The organism is Pelagerythrobacter marinus (assembly GCF_034375205.1).
Lineage (GTDB): Bacteria > Pseudomonadota > Alphaproteobacteria > Sphingomonadales > Sphingomonadaceae > Pelagerythrobacter > Pelagerythrobacter marinus.
On the sequence record NZ_CP139719.1, the window covers coordinates 2,835,172 to 2,855,232 of the forward strand.

Below are 20,061 nucleotides of genomic sequence, written 5' to 3' on the forward strand. Positions count from 1 at the left end.
ATGGCATTATCTGGCCGGCATGGACATTCCGCCGCCCGAAACGACCCTGGTCGACCACGTTCGCGTCAAGTGCGACGGTGCCGACGCCATTCGCCCCGGCGACCGCTATCGCGCCGCCGCGCTGGGCCATCCGCGCGTCTGGCTGGAAATCGACGAACACGGCTACGTCGATTGCGGTTATTGCGACCGGCGCTTCGTGCTGCGCGGCGGCCCGGCCGACGGTGCCAACCAGGCCGCGCTGGAAGACATTTCGGCCGGAAGCGATCCCGGCCACCGCTGACGCGCAGGCTGAGCCGCCCGCCCCCTGACGCGACCGGCGCCCCCTGACATTGCCGGCGCGCCATGCCTATATGCCGCGGCATGACCGCCCAGCCGACCGATCCGCGCGCCTTCCTCTACGGTGAAGGCAAACTCGACCCCGAAGGTGCCGCGCGCCTGGCCGCGCGCCTGCTCGACCGGTGCGACGACGGCGAGCTCTACCTGCAATATACCGCGCGCGAGGCGCTCGCCTTCGACGACGGCCGGTTGAAGACCGCCGACTACGCGCGCGATTCGGGCTTCGGCCTGCGCGGCGTCTCGGGCGAGACGACCGGCTTCGCCCATGCCAACGAGATTGCCGAGGGCGCGATCGTGGGCGCCGGCGAGACACTGCAGTTGCTCGACCCGGCCGCGCGTGCGCCGGCCGCCCCGCCGCGGCGCAGCAACCGGCATCTCTACACCGCCGACAACCCGCTCGACGCCGTGCCTTTCGGCGACAAGGTCGCGCTGCTCGAACAGATCGACGCCGCCGCCCGCGCGCGCGACCCGCGCGTGTCACAAGTCACCGCGAGCCTGCTGGCGAGCTGGAGCGTGGTGGAGATCGTGCGCCCCGACGGCTTCGTCGCCACCGACGTTCGCCCGCTGGTGCGTCTCAACGTCGGGATCGTGGCCGAGGCGAACGGGCGGCGCGAACGCGGCAGCTTCGGCTTCGGCGGGCGCTACCTCTACGATCGCCTGTTCGATCCCGCCGGCTGGAACCGCGCGGTGGACGAGGCGGTCCGGCAGGCGCTCGTCAACCTCGAGAGCATCGATGCGCCGGCCGGCGAAATGCCCGTGCTGCTGGGCCCCGGCTGGCCCGGGGTCCTCCTCCACGAGGCGGTCGGCCACGGGCTGGAAGGCGATTTCAACCGCAAGGGGACCAGCGCCTTCACCGGGCGCATCGGCGAACGCGTCGCGGCCCCGGGGGTGACCGTGGTGGACGACGGCGCGATCCGCGACCGCCGCGGGTCGCTGTCGATCGACGACGAGGGCACCCCCACGCGCGAGACCGTGCTGATCGAGGACGGAATCCTGAAAGGATACATGCACGATCGCCTCAACGCCCGCCTGATGGGCGCCGAGCCGACGGGCAACGGCCGGCGCGAGAGTTTCGAACACGCCCCGATGCCGCGCATGACGAACACCTTCATGCGCGCAGGGCAGGACGATCCGGGCGAATTGCTCGCGCGGATGAAGCGCGGCATCTACGCGACCAGCTTCGGCGGCGGGCAGGTCGACATCGTCTCGGGCAAGTTCGTCTTCTCCTGCACCGAGGCCTACCTGGTCGAGGACGGGCGCATCGGCGCGCCGATCAAGGGGGCGACCCTGGTCGGCGACGGGCCGAGCGTGCTGACGCGCGTTTCGGGCATCGGCAACGATCTCGCGCTCGACGAAGGCGTCGGCATGTGCGGCAAGAGCGGGCAGGGCGTGCCGGCCGGCGTCGGCCAACCCACCGTCCTGGTCGACCGGCTCACGGTCGGCGGCACGGCCTGACGGGCGCCCCCCATCCGCTCATCGCGCGTTCACCCAGGAAGTGATAGAAGGCCGGCCATGATGCGCAGGCTCTTCATCTCGCTGGCCGCTTCGACCGGCGCGCTCGGCGCCCCCGCGCTGGCAGACGAACCTTCGCGCGGCGAACGGCAACTGGCCGAGATCCTCGAAGGGCGCGTGGCCGGCGAGCCGGTTCGCTGCCTGCATGAAAGCCAGCGCCACGCGGTGCAGATCGTCGATCGGACCGCGATCGTCTTCCGCGACGGCGACACGCTCTGGGTCAACCGCCCCGGCGGCGCACGCATGCTTTCCAGCGGCGACCTGCCGGTGTTCCACCAGTATGGCACCCGGATCTGCCGCCTCGACCGCGTCGAACTGCGCGACCGCCTGGGCGGCGTGCCGGGCCCGGTGGTGATTCTCGACGAATTCGTCCCGTATGCGAGGGCTGGGGGGGACGACAACGAAGAGGAATGAGAAGGAGTCTGATTATGAAGTTTGGCAAGTTCGCGGCAGCTGCCGGGGCCGCCCTGGCATCGATGGCCATGCCGCTCGCGGCGCAGAGCGCCCCTGCCGAGGCACAGGGCGAGCTATCGAAGATGCTGGCGGGGCGAGTCGCCGGCCCGGCCGAGGATTGCATCATGCTGCGCCCGGTCAGCCGGCTGATCGTGGTCGAGAACTCCGCGCTGGTCTTCCGCAGCGGCGATACCTTGTGGGTCAACACGACCACCAGCCCCGACGCCCTTCGCGAGGCGGACCGGTTCGATTTCACCGCCTTCGGCCAGCGCCTGTGCAGCAGCGACAAGGTATCGGGCCGGCAGGGGCCGCTCGATCTGGTCGCCTTCGTCCCTTACCGGAAGGGCTGAACCATGGCTGGCAGGATAGCATTTTCCGCAGCGGCCCTCGCGGCGGCCTGCATGGCTGCCCCGGCCGTGGCCGACGATCATGACGGCGAAGGCGCGGCGCGGCTGGCGGAAATGATCGAAGGGCGCGTCGCGGGCGAACCGCAATCGTGCGTCCACATGGGGCCCAGCACCCGCATGCGGATCATAGACGGGACCGCGATCGTGATCGAACGCGGGCGCACGCTCTACGTCAACGTCCCGCGCGACGCCGATTCGCTCGACGACGGCGATGCCATGGCCATTCGCCGCACGGGAAGCCAGCTGTGCCGGACGGACATCATCACGACGTTCGACCGGATGGGCGGCTTCTACACCGGCAATATCTTCCTGGGCGATTTCGTCCCTTACGAGAAAGTCGAAGGCTGATTCCGGCATGACCGCCGCCCCGCGCCGCTGGGCGGCGGAATTGCTGCATGTCTGGTTCCACCGGCTCGGCCCCGGCGACTGGTTCGGCGGCGGCGAGCGGGTCGATGCGCTGCTGCAGGAGCGGTTCGCGCGCGAATGGCACGCGCTTCGCCATCGCCCGGCGCGCGACTTCCTCGGCGACACACGCGTCGCGCTGGCGGCGATCCTGTTGTTCGACCAGGTCCCGCGCAACCTGTTCCGCGGCCAGGCGCGGGCTTTCGCCTCGGACCGCCTCGCGCGCCGGATCGCCCGGGGCATGATCGCCAGCGGGGCCGACCGCGCCCTGCCCGAACGGCAACGCGCCTTCGTGGCCATGCCGCTGATGCATAGCGAGCGCATCGCCGACCAGCGCGCCTCGCTGGCCTATTTCGCCCGGTCGAGCGGGCAGCGCGGCTTCGCGCGCAGCCATTATCGCATGATCGCCCGCTTCGGCCGCTTCCCGCACCGCAATGCCGTGCTGGGCCGCCGATCGAGCGCGGCGGAGCGGCGCGCCGTGGCCTCCGGTTACGCCTGGTAGCCGGTTACGCCTGGTAGCCGGCAGGCCGCCCCGGCATCACGCCCGGCGCAATCCGTCCATACGGTCGATGATGTCGCTCGCCTGCTGCATAATGCGATCGATCAGTTCGCCGCAGGTCGGGATGTCGTAGACGAGCCCGGCGACCATTCCGCAGCTCCACGCCCCGCGGTCCATTTCCCCTTCGCGCATGATCGACGGATAGACGCCGGCCACTTCCTCGATGATGTCCTCGAACTTCAGGTCCGCGCCCAGCGCCCGTTCCTTCTCCAGCAGGCGCTCGACCGCGTCGTTGGTCAGGACCCGCTCGGTATTGCGCAGCGGGCGCATGACCAGCCGGGTGTCGAGCTCGCTCGCGGCCAGGATCGCCTGCTTGACGTTGTCGTGAACCGGGGCCTCCTGCGTGGCGATGAAGCGGGTGCCCATGTTCATGCCCGCGGCGCCGAATGCCAGGCTGGCGACGAGGCTGCGCCCGTCGGCCATGCCGCCGCTGGAAACGAAGGGAATCTCCAGCTCGTCGGCCGCGCGGGGGAGGAGGATGAAGTTCGGCACGTCGTCCTCCCCCGGGTGTCCGCCGCATTCGAACCCGTCGACCGAGACCGCGTCGCACCCGATCGACTGCGCCTTCAGCGCGTGGCGCACGCTCGTGCACTTGTGGATCACCCGGATGCCCGCGTCCTTCAGTTGGGGGAGGACGGCCTGCGGGTTGTTGCCCGCGGTCTCGACCACTTTTACCCCGCCTTCGACGATCGCGCGGACATAGCCGGGGTAATCGGGCGCATTGACCGTGGGCAGGAAGGTCAGGTTCACGCCGAAAGGCTTGTCGGTCATGTCGCGGCAGCGGGCGATCTCGTTGGCGAGGTCGGCCGGGGTCTTCTGGGTCAGCCCGGTGATGATCCCCAGCCCGCCGGCGTTCGACACGGCGGCCGCCATTTCGGCGAGCCCGACGTAGTGCATCCCGCCCTGGATGATCGGGTGCTCGATACCGAACATCTCGGTGATCGCGGTCTTCATTCGTCTCTCCCCTTTGCAGCGCTGTCTGGCGCCGACCTGTCGCAAATCGGGCGGGCTGGCAAGGCGGGAGGGGCGGCGGGAGGCGCGGCGGGGTAGGCGTCCCCGGCGACAGGTCAGCCGGACGGCGGCGCCCCGGCCGCGCGCTCGATCGCCGGCCGCCAGGCGGCCTCGACCGGCAGGCCGAACCGTTCGGCCAGCGCCGTCTCGAGCGCGTCGGCGTCGAGCGTTTCCTGCTGCACGGTGCCGTCGCGACCGCGAACGGCCAGCCGCGAATCGGCCAGGACGTAGCGAGCCTCCGGCGTGGTGCGGGTCACGATCAGGCGGTGGCGGAAATGCGAATCCGGGTGGGTCGAGGTGTACCAGTTGTGCAGGCGGTAATCGCCGTCGAGCAATGGCCCGGGCAACAGGCGATAGACCGGTTGCCACCGCCCGGCGATCGAGGCTTCCAGTTGCATCTCGCCGCCCGCCGGGCGCAGGCGGAAGATCTCGTGCCCGGTGCTCTGCGGTTCGCGCGCGGCAAGGCGCAGCGGCGCGGTCGGCACGCAGCTTCCGAAGCCCACGTCCACCAGGTAGCGCACGCCGCCCACCGTGACCCGCAGCGCCATGTGCGAAGGCGGCGACAGGGGCGCATCGGGCGCCGCCTGCCAGTTCACCCGCGCGATCAGCCCTTCGACCTCGAACCCGATCGCTTCCAGCACCCGCTTGAACAGGCTGTTGTGTTCGTAGCAGTAGCCGCCGCGGCCCGCGCCGATCAGCTTGGCATCGACCGCCGCGGGCGAAAGGTCCACCCCGCGCCCGAGCAGGACATCGATCGCCTCGAACGCGATTGCCGCCGGGTGGCGTTCCTGCAGCGCGCGCAGGGTGGCGAGGTCGGGCCGCAGCGGCCCCGAATGGCCGATGCGCGCGCAATAGGCGGCAAGGTCCACGCCCGGCGCGCTCATGCCGCTTCGCCGTAGGCGCGGGCACCGCGCGCGTCGCGCAGCGCACCGGTCCACCATTCGAGCCGGCGCAACATCGCGGCCATGGCGCGCGCGGACCGCTCCGGATCGTGCAGCCGGGCGTTTTCGCCGAACTGTTCCCACGCCGCGGCGAAGCTGACCGTGTCGCGCAGGCCGACCGCATGCAGCTCGGCAAAGACGCCGCGCAAGTGCTCGACCGCGCGCAGCCCGCCGGAGATCCCGCCGTAGGAGACGAAGCCCACCGGCTTGGCATGCCATTCGGCGTTGGCCGCGTCGATCAGCGCCTTCAGCGGGGCGGGGAAGCTGTGGTTGTATTCGGGGGTGACGACGATGAAGCCGTCGGCCCGGCCGATCCGCCGCGCAAGCTCGCGATCGTCGTGCCCGGCGGCCGGGTCGATCGTCTCGATCGCCATTCCGCCATGCGCCGCGACCCGTTCGGCCACCCATTGCGCGACCCGGTCGCACAGCCTGCCGCGCCGCGTGCTGCCGTAGATCAGCCCGATCCGGAAAGTATCCGCCATGTTCCTCGTTCCTTCGATTGCTTCGATGAGGAACACGTCGATACAACTTCAACCAAACTTGAGATCAAGCGTTTTCTCGATCGCAAATTCCGCCCACCGTGATGGATCCGGCCGAACAGCGCGGGCCGTGGCGCGGCCGCGCTATTCCCACTCGATCGTGCCGGGCGGCTTGGACGTGTAATCGTAGACCACGCGGTTGATGCCCTTCACCTCGTTGACGATGCGGGTCGCGACGCGGGTGAGGAAGCTGGCATCGAACGGATAGACATCGGCCGTCATCCCGTCGGTGCTGGTCACCGCGCGCAAGCCGCAGACGCTGTCGTAGGTGCGCCCGTCGCCCATCACGCCCACGGTCTTGACCGGCAGCAGCACGGCAAAGGCCTGCCAGATCGCGTCGTAGAGGCCGGCGGCGCGGATTTCCTCGAGGTAGATGGCGTCGGCCTTGCGCAGGATGTCGCACCGTTCCTTCGTCACTTCGCCCGGAATGCGGATGGCCAGGCCCGGCCCGGGGAAGGGATGACGGCCGACGAAGACCTCGGGCAGGCCGAGTTCGCGGCCGAGCACGCGGACCTCGTCCTTGAACAGTTCGCGCAGGGGCTCGACCAGCTTCATGTTCATCCGCTCGGGCAGGCCGCCGACATTGTGGTGGCTCTTGATCGTGACGCTTGGCCCGCCGGTGAAGGACACCGATTCGATGACGTCGGGGTAGAGCGTGCCCTGGGCGAGGAAATCGGCACCGCCGATCTTCTTCGCCTCGGCTTCGAACAGGTCGATGAAGGCCTTGCCGATGAACTTGCGCTTCTTCTCCGGATCGGTTTCGCCGGCGAGGCCGGACAGGAACATGTCCTCCGCATCGACGTGGACCAGCGGGATGTTGTAGTGATCGCGGAACAGGGTCACGACCTGCTCCGCCTCGTTCATCCGCATCAGCCCGTGGTCGACGAAGACGCACGTCAGCTGGTCGCCGATCGCCTCGTGGATCAGGACCGCGGCCACCGCCGAATCGACCCCGCCGGAAAGGCCGCAGATCACTTTCCCGTCGCCGACCTGCTCGCGGATTTCCGCGATCTTGGTCTTGCGGAACTCGGCCATCGTCCAGTCGCCCGCCAAGCCGCAGACATGGCGCACGAAATTGGCCAGCAGCCTGCCGCCGTCGGGCGTGTGGACCACCTCGGGATGGAACTGGGTGCCGTAATACTTGCGTTCCTCGTCGGCGATCACCGCGAAAGGGGCGCCGTCGCTGGTCGCGACGATCCGGAAGCCGGGGGCGAAGCGCGTGACCTTGTCGCCGTGGCTCATCCAGACCTGGTGGCGTTCATCGGTCTGCCAGAGGCCGTCGAACAGCGCGCAGGGTTCGGTCACCGTCAGGTAGGCGCGGCCGAACTCGCCCCCTTCGCCGGTCTCGTGCCCGGGGCGCACTTCGCCGCCGAGCTGCTGGGTCATGACCTGCTGGCCATAACAAATGCCCAGGATCGGCAGGCCGCTGTCGAACAGGACCTGCGGCGCACGCGGGCTATCCTCGTCGCAAACGCTGGCGGGCGAGCCCGAGAGAATGATCCCCCGGGGCTTCAGGCGATGGAACGCCTCCTCCGCCTGGGTGAAGGGCGCGATCTCGGAATAGACGCCGGCCTCGCGCACGCGGCGTGCGATGAGCTGGGTGACCTGGCTGCCGAAATCGACGATCAGGATGGAATCGGGGAGGTGTTCTGGCTGCATGGGGGGATCCGTTAAGGCCAGCGCGTGGTGCCTGTCCAGCATTCGCCGCGCCGGGCGGCGGGGGCCGGTGCGGGGGCGGCGTCGCGGGCGGGTGCGCCGATGAAGGCGAAACGTGCATGGCGTTCACCCTCGATCGCGTATTTTGCACTTGCGAAGGGTAATGGTGCGACGCACAATCGCCGGCGAGAACAACAAACGGATGTTTGAGAGCGACCACACCTTGTCGAAGGAGACGCTCATGAAGTTCCACCACATTCTCGCCGCCGGCCTGGCCTCGCTCGCCCTCCTGGGCACGCCCGCGCAGGCCGAACCGCGCAAGGTCACGATCGCTGTGCATTTCGACGATCTCGACTTGCGCGACCCGGCCCAGGTCCGCGCGCTGCACAAGCGGGTCGAAGCGGCGGCAAAGGAAGCCTGCGCCTATCCCGACGCGCTGTCGTTCAACCCGGTGCCCTACGACCGGGCGTGCAAGGCCTCGCTGGTCGAATCGGCCGAGGAGGTGATTGCCCGCAAGCGCACCGCACGCCTCGCCAGCGCCAGCTGACGCGCGACTTTCCCCGAACTCGACGATCCGGCGTCGCCACGAATGCTGGCGGCGCCGGATTTTCGTTGGGGCCCGTAGTTTCGGCTGGCCCCGTGCAGTTCGCGCAAGCCTTGGGCACGCCTATCGCGGCGGCGCTTCTCCTGACCGCGCACGATGCCGCGTTTTCGCGGCCAGCCGCGCCTTTACCCCCTTGGCCACGCACTCGACGCCGCGCCGCCACCTGCCGATTCAACAGAAATTTGCACCACTAAAGCGTGATTTTACCGCTCTTGGTTGCAGATTTCTCAACAAAAGTGGCAGTTTTCTCATTTGTGAAAAGCAAGGCGAAAGATTATTTCACCTCTCGAGCCGGGCGGAAGGTTCCTCTCTCTCCTCTCTCCCCCCTTCCCCCGGCCTCTCAGAAACAGGAGCCATGCCATGCGCACGACTGCATCGCATTTCCTGGCCTTCCTCGCGGCTGCTTCGATCAGCAGCCTCATGCTCGGTGCAGCAATCGCCTGAGCCTGGAGGAAGAACAGCGAGAGAGGCGCGGCCGCCAAGTCCTCCCCCCCCATAGTGGCGGCCGCGTCTCCATCGCGCCTTTTCCCAACCGGCAGATCTCCCCCGGCGCGTCTATTCGACGCCGCCTATCGCCTCCGCCCTTTCACGAAGCTCGGTCTTGAGCAGTTTGCCGATATGGCTGCGCGGCATCTCGTCCACCGGGTGCAGCGCCGCCAGGCGCTGGGTCTTGCCCAGCCGCGCGTTCACCGCCGCGAGGATCTCGGCCATCGGCCGGGCGCCCGGCGCGAGGCGGGCAAAACCGACCGGGCTTTCGCCCCAACGGCGGCTGGCCACGCCGACGACGGCCGCCTCGGCCACGTCGTCCTCGCGCTCCAGCTCCGCCTCGAGGTCGGCGGGGTAGATGTTGAACCCGCCCGAGATGATCATGTCCTTGGCGCGGCCGACCAGTTCGACGAAGCCGTCGGCATCGACCCGGCCGATATCGCCCATCCGTTGCCACACCGCGCCCGTTTCCGGGTCGGTCCAGTATCCCTCGCGCGTCTTGTCCGGCCGGTTCTTGTACCCGCTCATCATCGTCTGGCTGCGGCCGACGAGGTTGCCGGCCACCCCCGGCGGCACCTCGCGGTCCTCGTCGTCGAGCACTTTCAACTCGCTGCCCGGTGCCGGGCGGCCGACGGTATGGAGCTTGTCGGGAAACTCGTGACAGGGCAGCAGGCACACGACGCCGCCTTCCGTCATCGAGTAGATTTCCACCAGAGCCCCGGGCATCCGGCGCAGGACCTCGCGCTTCAGCGGGGCCGGGAAGGGTGCCGAGGTGCAGTATTTCAGCGCCAGCGAGGACAAGTCGAACCGGTCGAAGCGCGGCTCGTCCATCAGCCGCTGGTATTGCACCGGCACCAGCATCGTCACCGTCGTGCGGTCCGCCTCGGCATGGGCGAGCCAGGCCTCGGCCGCGAACTTGCCCATCACGCGCACCATGCCCCCGGCAAGCAGCGGCGCGAGGAAGGCGACCATCGTCGTGTTCGAATAGAGCGGGGTCGAGGCGAGCGCGCGCGGCTCCAGCCCGGTGCCGAGATAGGACGCCGCGATCGAGGCGAACTGGCGCCAGCGCATCTGGTGCGAATGGACGATGCCCTTGGGCACGCCGGTCGTGCCGCTGGAATAGATGATGTTGAACGGGTCGCCCGGCGCCGGCGCGAAAGGCTCGGCGCGGGTGCCGGCAGGCGCCATCCAGCCGTCCAGCTCCTCGTCCAGCAGGACATGGTCCATGTCCGGCAGGAAATCGTCGCCCAGCTCGCTGCGCCGCGCGCGATCGACGAACAGGTGCCGCGCGCCGCTGTCGCCGGCCATGCCCTCCAGCTGTTCGCGGCTCGCGCTGGTCGTCAGCGGAGCGGCCACGCCGCCCGCGCGCACCGCGGCAAGGAACACGAGCGCATAGGCGATCCCCGATGTGCCGAGGATGGCCACGGCCTGCCCCCGCTCCAGCCCGTCGGCCTGGAGGCGGGCGGCGATCCGTTCCACCCGGTCCGCCAGCTCGCCCCAGGTCAGCGCCCCGCGATCGTCGCGCAGGGCGAGTGCGTCGGGCTGCGCCTCGGCCCAGGCCGCCAGCATGGCGGGAAAGGAGCCCCATTCGGCCCCGACCAGGGCCCCGATATCGTCTTTCGTCATCGCCGCGATCCTAGCGCCGCGGCCAGCGGCGGCAAGCGCGCACTTTACGCGCGCGTCAATCTTCGTCGCTGCGAGCGCAGCCGGGCGGGGTGAAGCTGAGCTGCGCGAGACGCCAGCCGGCGTCGTCGCCCATCCATTCCTCCAGCGGCGGCAGGTCGCCGGGCGGGCAGGTGTCGCCGACATTGGCGAGGATATAGCGCCCCGATTCGCGCAGGCGCACGTGGCCGTCGGGCCAGCGCGCCTCCAGCCGCCGTTTCAGCCGCTCGGCATCGGGAGAGATCTCCGCGCTTTCCAGCTGCCGCGGCATTCCGTCGAGCAGTTCGGCCGCCGCGGTGCGGATGTTCCGCGCCCCGTCGTAGAGAATCGACAGCGCGATCGCCGCCGCCGCTGCCGAATCGGCCCACCACAGCCCCATTCCGATGCCCAGCACCCCGGCCATCCCGGCGAGCCCGGTCTGCCAGTCCGCCTTCTGCATCAGGGCATCGGTGTGCAGCACCTTGTCGCACAGTTTCGAGGCCACCGGGCGCTTGAGCCGGCCGAGCACGACGGGCACGACGACCGACCAGGCGAGCGCGGCGAGCATGATCCAGCCGAGCCAGACCGTGTGGCCGAAGATCGTCACCGGGCCGATCGTCGGGTGCTCGCCCGCGGCCAGCGCGCTGACCCCGTCGAACAGCAGCCAGGCGCCGACGGCGGCGAGGACGACCGCGCTGGCCATGAAGGCGAGGCTGTCCACCCGCACGAAGCCGTAAGGATACTTGCGCGTCGGCGGGCGGGGTTCGAGCCGCGCCGCGACGAGGAAGGTCACCGCCGGCACCAGCCCCAGGAGATCCTCGATGAAGGCGGTCTTCATCGCCTGGCTCGATCCCATCGCGAAATACATCGCCGCGACCACGCTGCCCATGCCGGCCAGCGTCCACCATTCCAGCCGCCGGGCGCGGGCCATTTCCGGGCGGATTTCCTTCGGCAGCTGGTTCATGGCCGCACTGCCTGCTCGACCGTCATGATCCAGCGGTTTTCCCCGTTACGCATGGCGAAGCGCGCGGCCGGCTGGTGGCGCGGCGGGGCAGCGCGCCACCCGATCGCCGGGCCGAAATGGACCTCCTTCGCCCACGGGCTGGCCATCGCGAAGGTGCCGTAGACCAGGTCGATCCGCCCGTCGGCCAGGTCGCGCAGCAGGGTCTCGCTGTCGCCCGGCACGCGCTCGACGCGGGCCGAGGTCGCCCGCGCCACGGCGGCCAGGGCCTGCGCCGCCTCGCGCTCGGGAGCGGTGCCGCGCACCCAGCCGAGGCGGATCGTGCCGCTTTCGCGGACCAGTTCCTCGGTCCGGTCGGGATCGCGCGGAAAGGGGCCGCATGCCGCGAGCGACAGGGCGAATGGCAGCCAGACGAGCCGTCGCATCCCTTGCCTTCCCCTTCGCAGCGCGCACGAAACCGTGCCCGTCAACGCGCGGGAGGGGCGAAGTATCCGCGAAACCGGGTGGCAAGCGGTGGAAAAATCCCGCGCGACCGCGCGATTCGCTTGGGATCGGCGCCCCCGCGGCCTATATAATCGCCATGGAAGACACCCCCGAAAACACCCCGCCGGAAACGGCGAAGCGCAACGGCTACGGCGCCGATTCGATCAAGGTCCTCAAGGGGCTGGACGCGGTCCGCAAGCGGCCGGGCATGTATATCGGCGATACCGACGACGGATCGGGCCTGCACCACATGGTGTTCGAAGTGTCGGACAACGCGATCGACGAGGCGCTGGCCGGCCATTGCGACCTCGTCCTGATCGAGCTCAACCCCGACGGCTCGGTCTCGGTCGAGGACAACGGCCGCGGCATCCCGGTGGACATGCACAAGGAAGAGGGCGTTTCCGCGGCCGAGGTCATCATGACCCAGCTCCACGCCGGCGGGAAGTTCGAGAACACCAGCGACGACAACGCCTACAAGGTCTCGGGCGGCCTGCACGGGGTCGGCGTCTCGGTGGTCAACGCGCTCAGCGAATGGCTGGAGCTGACCATCTGGCGCGACGGCAAGGAACACTGGATGCGGTTCGAGAACGGCGATGCCGTGGCTCCGCTGAAAGTGGTCGGCGATGCGCCGCCGGTCGAATCGAACGGCGACGAGAACGGGTTGAAGAAGGGCACGCGGGTGACCTTCCTGCCTTCGACCGAGACGTTCAAGAACGTGACCGAGTTCGATTTCGACAAGCTCGAGCACCGTTACCGCGAACTGGCCTTCCTCAATTCGGGCGTCCGCATCCTGCTGCGCGACCGCCGGCACGAAGAGATCAGGGAACACGACCTGTTCTACGAGGGCGGGATCGCGGCCTTCGTCAAGTACCTCGACCGCAACAAGCAGGCGCTCGTCGCCGAGCCGATCTCGGTCTCGGCCGAGAAGGACGGGATCGGGATCGACGTCGCGCTGGAGTGGAACGATTCGTATTACGAGAACGTGCTCTGCTTCACCAACAACATCCCCCAGCGCGACGGCGGGACGCACCTCGCCGCCTTCCGCGCCGCGCTGACGCGCACGCTCAACAATTACGCCAGCGCATCCGGCCTGCTGAAGAAGGAAAAGGTCTCGCTGACCGGCGAGGACATGCGCGAAGGCCTGACCGCGATCGTCTCGGTCAAGCTGCCCGATCCCAAGTTCGGCAGCCAGACGAAGGACAAGCTGGTCAGTTCGGAAGTCCGCCAGCCGCTCGAATCGCTGATGGGCGAGAAGATGACCGAGTGGCTGGAGGAAAACCCGGCCGATGCGAAGGCGATCATCCAGAAGATCGTCGATGCCGCCGCCGCGCGCGAGGCGGCGCGCCGCGCGCGCGAGATGAGCCGCAAGGGCGCGATGAGCGTCGCCAGCCTGCCGGGCAAGCTGGCTGACTGCCAGGAACGCGATCCGGCCAAGAGCGAGCTGTTCCTGGTCGAGGGCGATTCGGCCGGCGGTTCGGCCAAGCAGGGCCGCGACCGCAAGACGCAGGCGATCCTGCCGCTCAAGGGCAAGATCCTGAACGTCGAGCGCGCCCGGTTCGACCGGATCATCGGCTCGAAGGAAGTCGGCACGCTGATCCAGGCCATGGGCACCGGGATCCGCGACGATTTCAACATCGAGAAGCTGCGCTATCACAAGATCGTGATCATGACCGACGCCGACGTGGACGGCGCGCATATCCGCACGCTTCTGCTGACGTTCTTCCACCGGCAGATGCCCGAGATCATCCGGGCCGGGCACCTCTACATCGCGCAGCCGCCGCTCTACAAGGTGAGCAAGGGCCGCAGCGAGGTCTACCTGAAGGACCAGGCCGCGCTCGACCGCTACCTCGTCGATGCCGGGCTGCAGAACCGGGTTCTCGAAACCGCCGGCGGCGCGCGGGCGGAAGGGGACTTGCGCGCGCTGGTCGAACACGGCCTGCGGATCCGCAACCTGATCGCCTTCGTCCCGCGCAAGTACGACGCGGCGATCGTCGAACAGCTCGCGCTGTCGGGTGCGCTCGATCCCGCGCTCGACGCGCCCGCGCGCGCCCGCGCGCTCGACGAGGCAGCGCAGCGGCTGGGCCGCGCCGATCCCGAGGCGCGGTGGAGCGCATCGCTCGATGCCGAGGGCGGCATCCGTTTCGAGCGGCTGTGGCGCGGGGTCACCGACGTCCACGATATCGAGGCGGCCTTCGTCACCAGTGCCGAGGCGCGCAAGCTCCATGGCCTGGCGAGCGAGAACGCCGACGTCTATGCCGCGCCCGCGCACCTGGCCCGCCTCGGCACCGAGGCGGAAGCCGCGAACGCCGGGGCCGAAGGGGATGATGCGAGCGTCGCGCCCACGGCAGGCGAGGCCATCACCCGGCCGACCGAGCTGCTCGACGCGGTTCTCGCCGCCGGGCGCAAGGGGCTTTCGGTCCAGCGGTACAAGGGGCTGGGCGAAATGAACGCCGAGCAATTGTGGGAAACCACGCTCGACCCGGAAAACCGCGCGCTCTTGCAGGTCAAGGTCGAGGACGCCGACGTCACCGACGAGATCTTCACCCGCCTGATGGGCGACGTGGTCGAGCCGCGGCGCGAATTCATCCAGGACAATGCCCTGAACGTCGCCAACCTCGACGTCTGAGCCGCCCGGCCCCCGCGCCGGCGGCGCGGCCGCGGTTACGGCGCGGGGTCGGCGCCGCGGCGATAGACCCGGTCGGGGGTGACGTCGTCGAACGGCACGTTCTCGTTCTGCATCCGGTAGAGCGCGCCGTCGGCGATCAGCACGATCGGCTGGTGCGTCACGCCCAGCAGGCGCAGGCGCTTGCCGTCGGGCAGCCATTCCCATTCGCCGGTCTGCCGCCGCCCGCCCTGCTCGAGCGTGAACGTGCCGTCCTCGGCGATCGCCAGGCTGTCGTGCGTCCCGTCCGGGTTGGTGCGGCGATAGGCCGTGCCCGCCGCCAGCGCCTTGCGCCCGTCGGCCGCGACCCGCGGCAGCGAGGGATCGCGCGGCCCGTCGGGCTGGTTCGCGGCGGCCGGGTCGCCGGCGGGCGCATTGCCGCCCCCTGCTCCGCCCCCGTTGACGCGCGCGGCGAAATCCTGCGCGCTTTCGCCTTCCGGCCGCTCGCCGCAGGCGGCCAGCGCGAGCGACATCGAAACGACAAGTGCCATCGTGCCCGGTGGACGACGCATCGAACAAGCTCCCCGATACAAGGTCACGCGAAGAAACCACGGTGCGAACCGCACCGGGGCACGTCTAGGCCGCCAATGTGACACTATTCCGACAGGCGGGCTTGTGCCCTGCGCCCGTCCGCGGCACGAACCGTCATGCCCCCGACATCGTTTGCCGCCAAGGATCGCCGACCATGCCAAGCCGCCGCGCCCTCGCCTTCCTGCCGCTGATCGCAGCCCTCGCCGCCTGCACGACGACGCGCGCGCCCGCGCCGGCCGATAGCGCCACGACCGACACTGCCGGCCCGGTGACGGTGAAGATCGTCGGGCTCAACGATTTCCACGGCAACCTGGAGCCGCTGCGCCGGCCGATCCGCGTGCCGCTGGAAGGCGGGGAAAGCCGCGAAGTGCGCGCCGGCGGGGCGGCCTATCTCGCCAGCGCGGTCGCGCGCCACCGCGCGGGGGGCGACCATTCGCTGGTCATCGCCGCGGGCGACCTGGTCGGCGCCAGCCCGCTCGTCTCCTCGCTGTTCCTCGACGAGCCGGCGGTCGGCGCGATGAACCGCATGGGGCTCGATTTCAACGCGGTCGGCAACCACGAGTTCGACCGCGGCTGGCGCGAGCTGAAGCGCCTGCAGGACGGCGGCTGCGAACGGCACGGGCTGCGCGAACCCTGCGCGGTGGAGCGGGACTTCGCCGGGGCGGATTTCGCCTTCCTCGCCGCCAACGTGGTGACCGAGGGGGGCGAGACGCTGTTCCCGGGCACCGCCATCCGCCGCTTCGGCAGCGGCGAGCGCGCGGTCGCGGTCGGGGTGATCGGGCTGACGCTGAAGGACACGCCGAGCCTGGTGACGCCGAGCGGCGTGGCCGGCCTGACCTTCGGCGACGAGGCGGAGGCGATCAACGCGCGCGTGCCGCAACTGAGCGCGGCCGGGGCCGATGCGATCGTGGTCGCGATCCACCAAGGGCTGGAACCCGAACCGGGCACGCCGCACACCGGCTGCGGCGCGATCGCCGGCCCGCTGCGGGCGATCCTCGAACGGGTCGATCCGCGGGTCGACCTCGTCATCTCGGGCCATACCCACCGCTCCTACGTCTGCGATTTCGCCACCGTCGACCCGGCGCGCGGCTTCACCGTCACCAGCGCCGGTTACGGCGGGACCCTGCTGACCGAGATCACCCTCGCGATCGATCCGGCGCGCGATACGGTCGCCTCGCTGGCCGCGCGCAACATCGTGGTCCAGAACGAAGGCGAAGCCGCCGACCCGGCCTTCGCCGTCTTCCCCGCAGACGGCGAGATGGCCGCCTATGTCGCCCGCTATTCGCAGGCCGCGCGCGCGGCATCGACCCGGCCGGTGGGCCGCATTTCGGGCCCGGCGCGCGATCCCGGCCCGGCGACCGAGGAAACCGCGCTCGGCAACCTGATCGCCGACGCGCAGCTCTTCGCCACGCGATCGGCCGGCGCGCAGATCGCGCTGATGAACAATTCGGGCATTCGCGCGCCGATCGTGCCGGGCCCGGGCGGGACGGTGACTTTCGGCGACATCTTCGCCGCCCAGCCTTTCGGCAATACCCTGGTGACGCGCAGCTATTCGGGCAGCCAGCTGCTCGCGCTGCTGGAGCAGCAGCTCGATTCGGACGGTTTCGTCCAGACCTTCTCGGTCTCCGAAGGGTTCGCCTTTGCTTACGACATGGGCCGGCCGGAAGGGAGCCGGATCGTCTCGGCCAGCCTCGACGGGCAGCCGATCGATCCGCGGGCGAGCTACCGCGTGACGATGAACAGCTTCCTCGCCGCCGGGGGCGACGGCTTCACCGTGTTCGAACGGGGCACCGACGGGGTGACCGGCCCGGTCGATCTCGACGCGATGGAAGCCTACCTCGCGCAGGCGGAAACCACGGCGCTGCCGCCCACCGGGCGGGTCACCGACCTGACCGGGCGCTGAAGGCCGCTCAGGCGATCCGCAGGCCGGCGACCGGCGCGGCGCCGCGCTGCTTGCCCGAAAGCCCGTCGAACAGGGTATCGATGATCGTCGCCAGCTTCCCGGCGCTCAGCTTGTCCTCGTCCAGCATCAGCAGCATCTGCGGCAGGATGTAGCAGGCGACCATCTGGTTGATCAGCGACAGCGCCTGGTTGATGCCGAGACCGGCGAAATAGCCTTCTTCCTGCGCCTGGGCGATCAGTTCGGACAAGTAGTGGTCGGCCAGGTCGATATAGCCGCGCACGTTCTCGAACTTGTCGGTCCCGATCTCGCAATAGACGGCGAAAGTCGCCGGGTCCTTGCGATAGCGTTCCTGTTCCCGCAGGAAACGGCGCGCGAAGAATTCATAGAACTTGCGCCGGATCGGCAGGTCGGAGGCGATCACCTCCTCCATGATCGCGATATCGGGCGCGTACCACTCCTCCAGGATCGCGTCGAACAGCGCGTCGTCGGTCGCGAAGATCGTGTCGATCCGCGCCCGCGGCATGCGCGCTTCCTTGGCCAGCGCGGCGCGCGTCGTCGCCTCGCCCGTGCGGGCGATCGTCTTCATCGCCAGGTGGACGAGCTGGGCGCGGTCGCTATCCGCAAGGTTGGGCGCAGTCATTGTCCTCGGTCCGTCCGCTAGATCGCGCGTAATCTAGCGACGGCCCGCGCCCGGTTAAAGCCCCGCGGCGCGAAATGCGCCCCTGCCGCCTCTATTGCCCTGCCGCGTCTATTGCCCTGCCGCGTCTATTGCGCCGGTGCGGTCTGGTCGTCGGCGGCCGGGGCCGGGTCGCTGCGCCGCCAGGTCGTCTCCTCGCTCCGCTCGCCCGCGGTCGGGGCGTCGGCGGCGGGCAGGCGATAGAGCACGTTCTCGGCCACGGCATAGGCCTGCGTCTCGCCCTCGCGCTCGATCAGGATGCGGCTTTCGTCGTCGCCCCAGGTGAAGGAACCGCTCGTCTCGGTGCCGTCGGGCGCGCGCCAGACGTAGGTATCGTCTTCGCGCAAGGTGATCGTGCTGACCTGGTCGTCGCGGGTCCGCAACTCGTACGTCCCGGCATAATCGACCGTCGTGCGGGCATTCACCGGCACTTCGGGATATTCGACCTCGACCTCGGGCAGGGTCACGTCGGTCGGCGTTTCCAGCTCGGGCGTCTCGACCACGCGTTCGTCGACGTCGGTTGTCTCGCCGCAGGCGGCGAGCGCCAGGGCGAACGGCGCGGCAAGCGCGAGGCGGGCGTGAAAGGTCATCGGGCGTCTCCTTGTCCGGTTTCCCCTCCCCCAATGCGCAAGCCCGCCGGGCGGTTTCGAAAAAAAACGCCGCGCCGGCCGACGCTACATGCGGAACACGCCGAACTGCGGCCGCTCGGGGATCGGCGCCTCCAGCGTCGCGGCGAAGGCGAGGCCGAGCACGTCGCGCGTCTGCACCGGGTCGATCACGCCGTCGTCCCACAGGCGGGCGGTGGCGTAATAGGGATTGCCCTCGTCCTCGTACTTCTGGCGGATCGGGGCCTTGAAGGCCTCGGCCTCCTCCTCGCTCCAGCTCTCGGCATCGCGGTGGACGGTCGCGAGCACCGACGCGGCCTGTTCGCCGCCCATCACGCTGATGCGCGCATTGGGCCAGGTGAACAGGAAGCGGGGGCTGTAGGCGCGCCCGCACATGCCGTAATTGCCCGCGCCGAAACTGCCGCCGATGACCACGGTGACCTTGGGCACCGTGGCGGTGGCGACCGCGGTCACCAGCTTCGCGCCGTGCTTGGCGATACCTTCGGCCTCGTACTTGCCGCCGACCATGAAGCCGGAAATGTTCTGCAGGAACAGCAGCGGGATGCGCCGCTGGCAGGCCAGCTCGATGAAATGCGCGCCCTTCTGCGCGCTTTCGGAAAAGAGCACGCCGTTGTTGGCCAGGATCGCCACCGGCATGCCCCAGACATGCGCGAAGCCGCAGACCAGCGTACTGCCGTAATGCGCCTTGAACTCGTGGAACTCGCTGCCGTCGACCAGCCGGGCGATGACCTCGTGCACGTCGTAGGGCGCGCGCACGTCCTCGGGCACGAGGGCGTAGAGATCCTCGGCATCGAACAGCGGCGCGCGCGGATCGCGCAAGTCGACGTTCTTCGCCGCGGCCGGGTTCTCGCCCAAGTGGCTGACGATATCGCGCACGATGGTCAGCGCGTGTTCGTCGTTCTCGGCCAGGTGATCGACCACGCCCGATTTCTTCGCGTGCAGGTCGCCGCCGCCGAGGTCTTCGGCGCTGATTTCCTCCCCCGTCGCGGCCTTCACCAGCGGCGGGCCGGCGAGGAAGATCGTGCCCTGGTTGCGCACGATCACCGTCTCGTCGCTCATCGCCGGCACGTAGGCGCCGCCCGCGGTGCAGCTGCCCATGACGCAGGCGATCTGCGGAATGCCGGCGGCGCTCATGTTCGCCTGGTTGAAGAAGATGCGGCCGAAATGGTCGCGGTCGGGGAAGACCTCGGCCTGGTGCGGCAGGTTCGCCCCGCCGCTGTCGACGAGGTAGATGCACGGCAGGTGGTTTTCCCGCGCGATTTCCTGCGCGCGCAAGTGCTTCTTGACCGTCATCGGGTAATAGGTGCCGCCCTTCACGGTGGCATCGTTGCACACGATCATCACCTGCCGGCCGGCGACGAGGCCGATCCCGGCAATCAGCCCGGCGCCGTTGATCGCGTCCTTGCCGTACATGCCGTTCGCCGCGAGCTGGCCGATCTCGAGGAAGGGGCTGCCCGGGTCGAGCAGCCGCTCCACCCGCTCGCGGGGAAGCAGCTTGCCGCGCGCCAGGTGGCGCTCGCGGCTGCCTTCGCTGCCCCCCAGCGCCGCCGCGGCGACGCGGGCGCGCAAATCCCCGGCCAGGGCCTTGTTGTGCTCGAAGCGCGCCCGGGCGTCGGGCGCTTCGCGGTCCAGCTTGGTCGTCAGCGTGGGTGCGGTCATGGGCGGGTCAATC

At 69.4% G+C, this 20,061-nt stretch carries 20 protein-coding genes; 9 read left to right on the forward strand and 11 right to left on the reverse strand.

Translation table 11 applies throughout. The features are described 5' to 3' along the window. The first annotated feature begins 19 nt into the window (after positions 1–19). The 6 genes from T8T98_RS13815 to T8T98_RS13840 all read left to right on the forward strand — a co-directional run bounded on the left by T8T98_RS13815 (position 20) and on the right by T8T98_RS13840 (position 3,612). Positions 20–280 (forward strand): zinc-finger domain-containing protein, encoded by a 261-nt coding sequence (locus T8T98_RS13815; RefSeq protein ID WP_160734173.1) that lies wholly within the window; start codon positions 20–22, stop codon positions 278–280. Positions 281–360: 80 nt separating this feature from the next. Beyond that, entirely contained in the window at positions 361–1,791 is a 1,431-nt protein-coding gene (gene tldD, locus T8T98_RS13820; protein ID WP_251104749.1) for a metalloprotease TldD, read from the forward strand. A 57-nt stretch (positions 1,792–1,848) separates the two neighbouring features. Beyond that, positions 1,849–2,262, forward strand: coding sequence for a hypothetical protein (locus tag T8T98_RS13825; RefSeq protein WP_251104748.1), 414 nt, complete (start codon positions 1,849–1,851; stop codon positions 2,260–2,262). 14 nt (positions 2,263–2,276) lie between these two features. Next, positions 2,277–2,651 (forward strand): hypothetical protein, encoded by a 375-nt coding sequence (locus tag T8T98_RS13830; RefSeq protein WP_251104747.1) that lies wholly within the window; start codon positions 2,277–2,279, stop codon positions 2,649–2,651. 51 nt (positions 2,652–2,702) lie between these two features. After that, positions 2,703–3,056: a hypothetical protein gene (locus T8T98_RS13835; RefSeq protein ID WP_251104746.1), complete on the forward strand. Its 354-nt coding sequence runs from the start codon at positions 2,703–2,705 to the stop codon at positions 3,054–3,056. A 7-nt stretch (positions 3,057–3,063) separates the two neighbouring features. Then, positions 3,064–3,612, forward strand: a complete 549-nt coding sequence (locus T8T98_RS13840; protein ID WP_251104745.1) for a DUF924 family protein — start codon at positions 3,064–3,066, stop codon at positions 3,610–3,612. A gap of 36 nt (positions 3,613–3,648) precedes the next feature. On the opposite strand, the gene T8T98_RS13845 is transcribed toward T8T98_RS13840, so the two are convergent. The 4 genes from T8T98_RS13845 to guaA form a co-directional block, all read right to left on the reverse strand. Beyond that, positions 3,649–4,623, reverse strand: a complete 975-nt coding sequence (locus T8T98_RS13845; RefSeq protein WP_251104744.1) for an NAD(P)H-dependent flavin oxidoreductase — start codon at positions 4,621–4,623, stop codon at positions 3,649–3,651. 113 nt (positions 4,624–4,736) lie between these two features. Continuing rightward, positions 4,737–5,564 (reverse strand): arylamine N-acetyltransferase family protein, encoded by an 828-nt coding sequence (locus tag T8T98_RS13850; RefSeq protein WP_251104743.1) that lies wholly within the window; start codon positions 5,562–5,564, stop codon positions 4,737–4,739. After that, entirely contained in the window at positions 5,561–6,103 is a 543-nt protein-coding gene (locus tag T8T98_RS13855; RefSeq protein ID WP_160734181.1) for an NADPH-dependent FMN reductase, read from the reverse strand. The genes T8T98_RS13850 and T8T98_RS13855 overlap by 4 nt, the downstream gene beginning before the upstream one ends. Positions 6,104–6,244: 141 nt before the next feature. Next, positions 6,245–7,819 (reverse strand): glutamine-hydrolyzing GMP synthase, encoded by a 1,575-nt coding sequence (guaA, locus tag T8T98_RS13860; protein ID WP_251104742.1) that lies wholly within the window; start codon positions 7,817–7,819, stop codon positions 6,245–6,247. Between the two features lie 238 nt (positions 7,820–8,057). Here guaA and T8T98_RS13865 point away from each other — a divergent pair, with 238 nt between their 5' ends. After that, positions 8,058–8,363 carry a UrcA family protein gene (locus tag T8T98_RS13865; RefSeq protein ID WP_322295699.1) on the forward strand — a complete coding sequence of 102 codons (306 nt, stop codon included), beginning with the start codon at positions 8,058–8,060 and terminating at the stop codon, positions 8,361–8,363. A 612-nt stretch (positions 8,364–8,975) separates the two neighbouring features. On the opposite strand, the gene T8T98_RS13870 is transcribed toward T8T98_RS13865, so the two are convergent. The 3 genes from T8T98_RS13870 to T8T98_RS13880 are packed head-to-tail and all read right to left on the reverse strand — an operon-like array spanning position 8,976 to position 11,933. Further along, positions 8,976–10,532 carry a class I adenylate-forming enzyme family protein gene (locus T8T98_RS13870; RefSeq protein WP_251104740.1) on the reverse strand — a complete coding sequence of 519 codons (1,557 nt, stop codon included), beginning with the start codon at positions 10,530–10,532 and terminating at the stop codon, positions 8,976–8,978. Between the two features lie 55 nt (positions 10,533–10,587). Further along, positions 10,588–11,511 (reverse strand): cation diffusion facilitator family transporter, encoded by a 924-nt coding sequence (locus T8T98_RS13875; RefSeq protein ID WP_160734185.1) that lies wholly within the window; start codon positions 11,509–11,511, stop codon positions 10,588–10,590. Continuing rightward, a complete protein-coding gene (locus T8T98_RS13880) occupies positions 11,508–11,933 on the reverse strand; it encodes a type 2 periplasmic-binding domain-containing protein (RefSeq protein WP_251104739.1) in 426 nt (141 codons plus the stop codon). Before T8T98_RS13880 ends, T8T98_RS13875 begins: the two co-directional genes overlap by 4 nt. A 155-nt stretch (positions 11,934–12,088) precedes the next feature. Between T8T98_RS13880 and gyrB the strand changes: the two genes are divergently transcribed. Continuing rightward, positions 12,089–14,617 carry a DNA topoisomerase (ATP-hydrolyzing) subunit B gene (gyrB, locus tag T8T98_RS13885; protein WP_251104738.1) on the forward strand — a complete coding sequence of 843 codons (2,529 nt, stop codon included), beginning with the start codon at positions 12,089–12,091 and terminating at the stop codon, positions 14,615–14,617. A gap of 35 nt (positions 14,618–14,652) precedes the next feature. On the opposite strand, the gene T8T98_RS13890 is transcribed toward gyrB, so the two are convergent. After that, positions 14,653–15,165, reverse strand: coding sequence for a hypothetical protein (locus tag T8T98_RS13890; RefSeq protein ID WP_251104737.1), 513 nt, complete (start codon positions 15,163–15,165; stop codon positions 14,653–14,655). A gap of 173 nt (positions 15,166–15,338) precedes the next feature. On the opposite strand from T8T98_RS13890, the gene T8T98_RS13895 reads away from it, so the two are divergent. Further along, a complete protein-coding gene (locus T8T98_RS13895; RefSeq protein ID WP_251104736.1) occupies positions 15,339–17,087 on the forward strand; it encodes a bifunctional metallophosphatase/5'-nucleotidase in 1,749 nt (582 codons plus the stop codon). A gap of 7 nt (positions 17,088–17,094) precedes the next feature. On the opposite strand, the gene T8T98_RS13900 is transcribed toward T8T98_RS13895, so the two are convergent. The 3 genes from T8T98_RS13900 to T8T98_RS13910 all read right to left on the reverse strand — a co-directional run bounded on the left by T8T98_RS13900 (position 17,095) and on the right by T8T98_RS13910 (position 20,048). Then, a complete protein-coding gene (locus tag T8T98_RS13900) occupies positions 17,095–17,727 on the reverse strand; it encodes a TetR/AcrR family transcriptional regulator (RefSeq protein WP_160734190.1) in 633 nt (210 codons plus the stop codon). 125 nt (positions 17,728–17,852) lie between these two features. Then, complete coding sequence (locus T8T98_RS13905; protein ID WP_251104735.1) at positions 17,853–18,353, reverse strand: copper resistance protein NlpE; 501 nt, start codon at positions 18,351–18,353, stop codon at positions 17,853–17,855. Positions 18,354–18,437: 84 nt separating this feature from the next. Continuing rightward, the gene (locus T8T98_RS13910) at positions 18,438–20,048 is read right to left on the reverse strand and encodes a carboxyl transferase domain-containing protein (RefSeq protein ID WP_251104734.1); all 1,611 of its coding nucleotides are present in this window, start codon (positions 20,046–20,048) and stop codon (positions 18,438–18,440) included. Between the last annotated feature and the right edge of the window lie 13 nt (positions 20,049–20,061).